Genomic DNA, 6,446 nt, shown 5'->3' on the forward strand with positions numbered 1-6,446 from the left:
CTACTGTACTTTTAGCTTGGGCGGCAATTATATCTGAGGGGTGAAAATAGGGGGAATTCCAAAAGTCGTAGGTGGCACTCGCTGCGGCTAGATTTCCCGAAGCTTGTGGCACACTTGTACTAGGTTGACTGGCCAAGTTTTCTACGATACTGATTAACCTTTTCTTTCTTCTGGTGTCCCCTAGGTCTGCATATTGTAATTCTTGGGCTGCCCATTTCTCCATTTTTTTGCTTACCTCCACCTTAATTCCTTCTTTCAAAACTATACCTATCAATCGTTTCCCCTTTTTTTAAGTTTCTTCTCTTTTTGTTAAGAAAGATCTGACTAATGGATAGCTTGATAAGGGGGGTGCCGATAGGCGGGGGGATCTGAAAGTTTTTAATACCTATCTACTTAACAGCTTATGTCTTCCCTGTCTTCTGCAATTATCGATACTTGGCGACGTTTTTACCGAGATCCCCTGGCAGTAATAGGAGCGATCGCATTAATGATAATTATTTTTGCTGTCCTATTTGGTCCGATTTTCTATCGGGTCCCCATCGATACCATTGATTTTAGTCAAACCACTGCTCCCCCTAGTTTAAAACATCTTTTCGGGACTAATGATCTGGGCCAAGATCAATTGGCGAGGATTTTGGTGGGAGGTCGAATTTCCCTAGCGGTGGGCATTGCTGCTATGATGGTGGCGATGATTTTAGGAACAGCGATCGGGGCTATTTCTGGGTTTTACGGGGGCGCAATCGATGGCTTATTGATGCGATTAACGGATTTATTCCTATCTTTGCCCCAATTACCCCTACTTTTGCTGATTGTCTATCTATTTCGCGATAGTATCAAAAAAATCGCCGGACCGGAAACGGGTATTTTTATCCTCGTGGTTTTGGTGATCGGGGGTTTAAATTGGATGTCGGTGGCACGATTGGTGCGGGGAAATTTCTTAAAATTACGCGAGATGGAATTTATCTCGGCTGCAAAAGCTTTGGGGGCCACTCCTTGGCGTTTGATCTGGGTGCATTTATTACCTAACGTTTTGGGAATGATTATCGTGGCGGCCACTTTAGCGGTGGGTAATGCGATTATTACCGAGTCAACCCTGAGTTTTTTGGGTTTGGGTTTCCCCCCCGATGTGCCGACTTGGGGACAAATGTTATTTAAAGCTAAAGATTACTTGACAACTGCCCCCCATTTGGTCATTTTTCCCGCTCTAGCTATCGTGATCACGGTGTTAAGTATTAATTTTATCGGTGATGGTTTACGCGATGTCTTTGATCCTAATGTTTGAGGAACTGTGGAACTGGATAATTGCCGAAAAGTACCCAGAACCTCTATGATAATTAGTAGCGATGGTGAGGAAATAAATACTGTGAGTAGCGTAACTGTCATTAGCGATCAGAAGTTTGACCAAGAGGTTTTTGGGGTCGAAAAACCCGTTTTAGTCTATTTTTGGGCGAGTTGGTGCGGTCCGTGTCGTTTGGTATCTCCCTCGATCGATTGGGTGGCCGAAACCTACGACGAACGGCTAAAAGTAGTTAAACTAGAAATAGACCCTAACCCCGACTCGGTGGCTAAATATAAGGTGGAAGGTGTTCCCGCTTTACGCATCTTTAAAGATAAAAAACTTATTGCCAGTCATGAAGGGGCGATCGGCAAACAACAATTACAATCTTTTATCGATACCTATATCAGCTAATTAGGTATCCGTGGTTATGAGTAACTTAACCCTAGCAAACCGCTTACAGGCACTACAATCCAACGTTTTTGCCGATATGGATCGGGCAAAAGCTGCCAGTAGAGAAGCGGGTAATACCATTATTGATCTTTCGCTCGGTTCCTCCGATCTTGGGGCTGCTCCCCACGTTGTCGATGCTATTGAGCGATCTCTCCACGATCCTCACACGCACGGCTATTTACTCCATAATGGGACCAGAGACTTCCGCATAACTGCCGCTAACTGGTATAGCGATCGCTTTGGTGTCCCCATCGATCCGGAAACGGAGGTTTTACCCCTGATTGGTTCTCAGGAAGGCACGGCCCATCTACCTTTGGCCCTTCTCAACCCCGGGGATTTTGCCCTACTCCTCGATCCGGGTTATCCCTCCCATTTGGGCGGTGTTGCCCTTGCAGGCGGTCAAATCTACGGAATGCCAATTTTGGCAAAAAATGACTTTCTGCCGGTTTTAGAGGACATTCCTGACCTAGTGCTGGCACAATCGAAGCTGATGGTCTTGAGTTATCCCCATAATCCCACCACAGCGATCGCACCTTTGGCATTTTTCCAAAAAGCGGTTGATTTTTGCCGTCAGCATAATTTAGTCTTAATCCACGATTTTCCCTATCTAGACATCTTTTTTGAGGGAACATCGCCCCCCCCGTCAATTTTACAGGCCGATCGAGCTAAAACTAATTCGATCGAGTTTTTTACCTTTTCCAAGTCCTATAATATGGGCGGTTTTCGCATCGGTTTCGCCATTGGCAACCCGCAGTTAATTATGGCTTTGCGACAGATTAAAGCTATGGTTGATTTTAATCAGTATTTGGGCATCCTTAATGGTGCGATCGCCGCTTTAACTGGTAATCAAGATTCGGTCAAAGAAACCGTCGCTATCTTCCAAAAACGTCGGGATGTGTTTATTAATGCCCTAAATCGCATCGGTTGGCCAGTTGCCACTCCGGCCGCTACTATGTACGTTTGGGCGAAAATTCCCCCCAGTTGGCCGGGTAATTCCGTCGATTTTTGTCGGCAATTGGTGTCCCAAACTGGTGTCGCTGTTTCCCCCGGGTCCGGTTTTGGTAAGGGTGGTGAGGGTTATGTGCGTTTTGCCTTAGTTCACGATCCCGATATTCTAGAGGCTGCCGTGGAGAAAATTGGGGCTTTTTTGGGATAAAACCGATATTCTAAGCAGTGGTTATGCTGCAATCGATATCTTTCACCTTGTTGCCTCTGATATTCCGGGTGATATTGGTAATGTGTCCACTCCCGAACCTTCTGGTGTTATCGGATTAGACATACTAGGTGGTGGTTTAGTGGTGCGTTGCGTCGCTAAACGTCGTTAACCGGTGTGGGGTGGGGAGATGAGTTAAAATTTTCCTAATTCCCTACCCTTTGCGGTTATTAAAGCTTTAATTGTGCTGCTGTCTTTGTAATTGATTGATCAAGTCGGGGGATAAATCGGTAAATTGGGCGATTTCTGGGATAGAAAAACCAGCAGATAGCATTTTTAGGGCAATTTGTCGAGCTTTTTCCTCTTTACCCGCTTGCAATCCTTCTTGTCGTCCTTCTTGTCGTCCTTTTTGTAGTCCTTTTTGTAGTCCCTTTTCCTCGCCTTCCTCTCTGCCTTCCTCTAAAATATCTTGATAGATGACGGATTCTCTCATAATGTCACTCCGAAGGATTTTTTTAATCGTCTCTCGATTTAATACTAACCCGGCGAGAATGCTGGTAGCGGCAGCGAGATTGCCTTGCACCTGTTTTTCGGGGATAGTTTCTAAAGAACGGGACACCAGACTTAACACCTGTTCAGGGTCATCGGTATTGCTGAGGACGGCAAAGGGTAATAAACCGGGATGATGAAAAAATTGTGGTGTCTTTTCTTCCCAAAGACGGATGACTTGGAAGGAATGAAAGGTTTCCCCCAGACGGAAGGTATTTTCTTGTACTAGGGGAGAATCACTGCGTCGCAGATAAATTACCACTTGACGCATTTGTTTTTGGGGATGACGACGATAGACGCGAATGCGATAATCGAGCATTCGGAAAGGAATCTTAGAGTTGGGGTCGGTTTGAAACTCGGTATGGAGAATTAATTCCTCTGACTGCAAAAAAATCAAAGAATCGGCACGAATGGGGTCTAATTGTAATTCCGTCGGGTCGAGGACGGTTAAGGAGAGGGGAGAACCCAATAACCAAGTGGCTAGATCATCGGAGAAGTTTTCGGCAATAAATTTACAAATATTATCAAACATCGTCAGCGTTTTGTCTTTGTAATTGCTCGATCGCGTCGGGGGATAAATCGGTAAATCGGGCAATTTCTGGGATAGAAAAACCAGCAGATAGCATTTTTAGGGCAATTTGTCGAGCTTTTTCTTCTTTACCCGCTTGCAAGCCTTTTTTTAGTCCCTTTTCCTCGCCTTCCTCTCTGCCTTCCTCTCTGCCTTCTTCTAAAATATCTTGATAGATGACGGATTCTCTCATAATGTCACTCCGAAGGATTTTTTTAATCGTCTCTCGATTTAATACTAACCCGGCGAGAATACTGGTAGCGGCAGCGAGATTGCTTTGCACCTGTTTTTCGGGGATAGTTTCTAAAGAACGGGACACCAGACTTAACACCTGTTCAGGGTCATCGGTATTGCTGAGGACGGCAAAGGGTAATAAACCGGGATGATGGAAAAATTGTGGTGTCTTTTCTTCCCAAAGACGGATGACTTGGAAGGAATGAAAGGTTTCCCCCAGACGGAAGGTATTTTCCTGTACTAGGGGAGAATCACTGCGTCGTAGATAAATTACCACTTGACGCATTTGTTTTTGGGGATGACGACGATAGACGCGAATGCGATAATCAAGCATTCGGAAAGGAATTTTGGAGTCGGGGTCGGTTTGAAACTCGGTATGGAGAATTAATTCCTCTGACTGCAAAAAAATCAGAGAATCGGCCCGAATGGGGTCTAATTGTAATTCCGTCGGGTCGAGGACGGTTAAGGAGAGGGGAGAACCCAATAACCAAGTGGCTAGATCATCGGAGAAGTTTTCGGCAATAAATTTACAAATATTATCAAACATCGTCAGGGATTACTTTCCGTTTCTCCTAGGATACCCTCGATCGCCGGTGTTGACATCCTGTATTTGTCGTAACTTTTGCCGAAGAGAATCGTAGCGCGGAATACATTATAGGCAAAAATCAATTCTAACCATGGACTAATCCCCTAGATATGGGTAAATTTGTCACATATTCCCAGAAATTTCTTGACAATTGCTAGAGGAAGGAGTAGGTTACAATCAGTTGAATTTTGTGAAGCCTTATGTCATCAGCCAAACTTATCAATCATGGGGGGGGGAGAAGCAGAGCTTATCAAAGGCTCGGCTGAAATCCTTTTCCCTAGCCACGGCCACTGCGATCGGATGTATTAGTATCGCCAGCAGTGCCACTGCAGCCAGTTTTTCTTTTTCTTTCGCTTTCGGTAGCTCCGGTACGGGGAACGGTCAGTTCAATTCACCCTACGGTATCGCCGTCGGTAGCGGTGGTAATATCTATGTGGCCGATACGTTTAATAATCGCGTACAGGTATTTAACTCCGGTGGTGTCTTCCAGTCCACTTTCGGTAGCTCCGGTTCGGGGAACGGTCAGTTCAATTCACCCTACGGTATCGCGGTCGGTAGCGGTGGTAATATCTATGTAGCCGATGCGATCAACAATCGCGTACAGGTATTCAACTCCAGTGGTGTCTTCCAGTCCACTTTCGGTAGCTTCGGTTCGGGGAACGGTCAGTTCAATTCACCCAGAGGTATCGCGGTCGGTAGCGGTGGTAATATCTATGTGTCCGATACAGCAACCAACAACCGCGTACAGGTATTCAACTCCAGTGGTGTCTTCCAGTCCATTTTGGGTAGCCAAGGTTCGGGGAACGGTCAGTTCAGTACCCCCATAGGTATCGCCGTCGATAGCACTGGTAATATCTATGTAGCCGATACGGATAACCATCGCGTACAGGTATTTAACTCCAGTGGTGTCTTCCAGTCTGCTTTCGGTAGCTTCGGTACGGGGAACGGTCAGTTCAGGGCCCCCAGAGGTATCGCGGTCGATAGCACTGGTAATATCTATGTGGCCGATTCGTTGAACGGCCGCGTACAGGTATTCAGTCCGATGAGTCCTCCGCCAGTGTCCACGCCCGAACCTTCTGGTGTTATCGGATTAGGCATACTAGGGGGTGGTTTAGTGGTGCGTTGCGTCGCTAAACGTCGTTAACCGGTGTGGAGTGGGGAGACGGTCTAAAATTTTCCTAATTCCCCACCCTTTGCGGTTATTAAAGCTTTAATTGTGATGCTGTCTTTGTAATTGCTCGATAGTTACGGGGGATAAATCGGTAAATCGGGCAATTTCTGGGATAGAAAAACCAGCAGATAGCATTTTTAGGGCAATTTGTCGAGCTTTTTCCTCTTTACCTTTTTGTAGTCCCTTTTCCTCGCCTTCCTCTCTGCCTTCCTCTAAAATATCTTGATAGATGACGGATTCTCTCATAATGTCACTCCGAAGGATTTTTTTGATCGTCTCTCGATTGTAATTGCTCGATAGTTACGGGGGATAAATCGGTAAATCGGGCGATTTCTGGGATAGAAAAACCAGCAGATAGCATTTTTAGGGCAATTTGTCGAGCTTTTTCCTCTTTACCTTTTTGTAGTCCCTTTTCCTCGCCTTCCTCTCTGCCTTCCTCTAAAATATCTTGATAGA

8 protein-coding genes and 2 pseudogenes are annotated in these 6,446 nt (G+C 45.7%); 5 read left to right on the plus strand and 5 right to left on the minus strand.

Features of this window, described 5'->3' with window-relative positions; genetic code table 11:
• Positions 1-223: transposase (locus IQ224_RS20465; protein ID WP_130757148.1), on the minus strand; the 223-nt coding region annotated here is incomplete at its 3' end.
• Between the two features lie 180 nt (positions 224-403).
• Here IQ224_RS20465 and IQ224_RS20470 point away from each other — a divergent pair.
• The 4 genes from IQ224_RS20470 to IQ224_RS20485 are packed head-to-tail and all read left to right on the plus strand — an operon-like array spanning position 404 to position 3,054.
• Positions 404-1,282, plus strand: a complete 879-nt coding sequence (locus tag IQ224_RS20470; protein WP_194033432.1) for an ABC transporter permease — start codon at positions 404-406, stop codon at positions 1,280-1,282.
• Between the two features lie 45 nt (positions 1,283-1,327).
• A complete protein-coding gene (locus tag IQ224_RS20475) occupies positions 1,328-1,690 on the plus strand; it encodes a co-chaperone YbbN (RefSeq protein ID WP_194033433.1) in 363 nt (120 codons plus the stop codon).
• A gap of 16 nt (positions 1,691-1,706) precedes the next feature.
• On the plus strand, positions 1,707-2,885 hold the full coding sequence (locus IQ224_RS20480; protein WP_194033434.1) for an LL-diaminopimelate aminotransferase: 1,179 nt from the start codon (positions 1,707-1,709) through the stop codon (positions 2,883-2,885).
• A complete protein-coding gene (locus IQ224_RS20485) occupies positions 2,866-3,054 on the plus strand; it encodes a hypothetical protein (protein ID WP_194033435.1) in 189 nt (62 codons plus the stop codon). The genes IQ224_RS20480 and IQ224_RS20485 overlap by 20 nt, the downstream gene beginning before the upstream one ends.
• Before the next feature lie 66 nt (positions 3,055-3,120).
• Here IQ224_RS20485 and IQ224_RS20490 read toward each other — a convergent pair whose 3' ends face one another.
• Both IQ224_RS20490 and IQ224_RS20495 read right to left on the minus strand, forming a co-directional pair.
• Positions 3,121-3,963 carry an Rpn family recombination-promoting nuclease/putative transposase gene (locus IQ224_RS20490; RefSeq protein WP_194033436.1) on the minus strand — a complete coding sequence of 281 codons (843 nt, stop codon included), beginning with the start codon at positions 3,961-3,963 and terminating at the stop codon, positions 3,121-3,123.
• Positions 3,956-4,780: an Rpn family recombination-promoting nuclease/putative transposase gene (locus IQ224_RS20495; protein WP_194033437.1), complete on the minus strand. Its 825-nt coding sequence runs from the start codon at positions 4,778-4,780 to the stop codon at positions 3,956-3,958. Before IQ224_RS20495 ends, IQ224_RS20490 begins: the two co-directional genes overlap by 8 nt.
• A 229-nt stretch (positions 4,781-5,009) precedes the next feature.
• Between IQ224_RS20495 and IQ224_RS20500 the strand changes: the two genes are divergently transcribed.
• A complete protein-coding gene (locus IQ224_RS20500; protein ID WP_370583158.1) occupies positions 5,010-5,963 on the plus strand; it encodes a 6-bladed beta-propeller in 954 nt (317 codons plus the stop codon).
• A gap of 66 nt (positions 5,964-6,029) precedes the next feature.
• Here the strand turns inward: IQ224_RS20500 and IQ224_RS20505 are convergent.
• Both IQ224_RS20505 and IQ224_RS20510 read right to left on the minus strand, forming a co-directional pair.
• Positions 6,030-6,275: pseudogene (locus IQ224_RS20505) on the minus strand (flagellar assembly protein H); the annotation flags it as partial.
• Positions 6,241-6,446: pseudogene (locus tag IQ224_RS20510) on the minus strand (helix-turn-helix domain-containing protein); the annotation flags it as partial. The pseudogenes IQ224_RS20510 and IQ224_RS20505, both read right to left, overlap by 35 nt.

Origin of the sequence: Microcystis sp. LEGE 00066, from assembly GCF_015207925.1 — a bacterium.
Taxonomy (GTDB): domain Bacteria; phylum Cyanobacteriota; class Cyanobacteriia; order Cyanobacteriales; family Microcystaceae; genus Microcystis; species Microcystis ichthyoblabe_A.

Excerpts from the sequence above, each read along its gene's own strand:
- IQ224_RS20470 (WP_194033432.1), top strand. The coding sequence starts at position 404 with ATGTCTTCCCTGTCTTCTGCAATTATCGATACTTGGCGACGTTTTTAC.
- IQ224_RS20475 (WP_194033433.1), top strand. The coding sequence starts at position 1,328 with ATGATAATTAGTAGCGATGGTGAGGAAATAAATACTGTGAGTAGCGTA.
- IQ224_RS20480 (WP_194033434.1), top strand. The coding sequence starts at position 1,707 with ATGAGTAACTTAACCCTAGCAAACCGCTTACAGGCACTACAATCCAAC.
- IQ224_RS20490 (WP_194033436.1), bottom strand. The coding sequence starts at position 3,963 with ATGTTTGATAATATTTGTAAATTTATTGCCGAAAACTTCTCCGATGAT.
- IQ224_RS20495 (WP_194033437.1), bottom strand. The coding sequence starts at position 4,780 with ATGTTTGATAATATTTGTAAATTTATTGCCGAAAACTTCTCCGATGAT.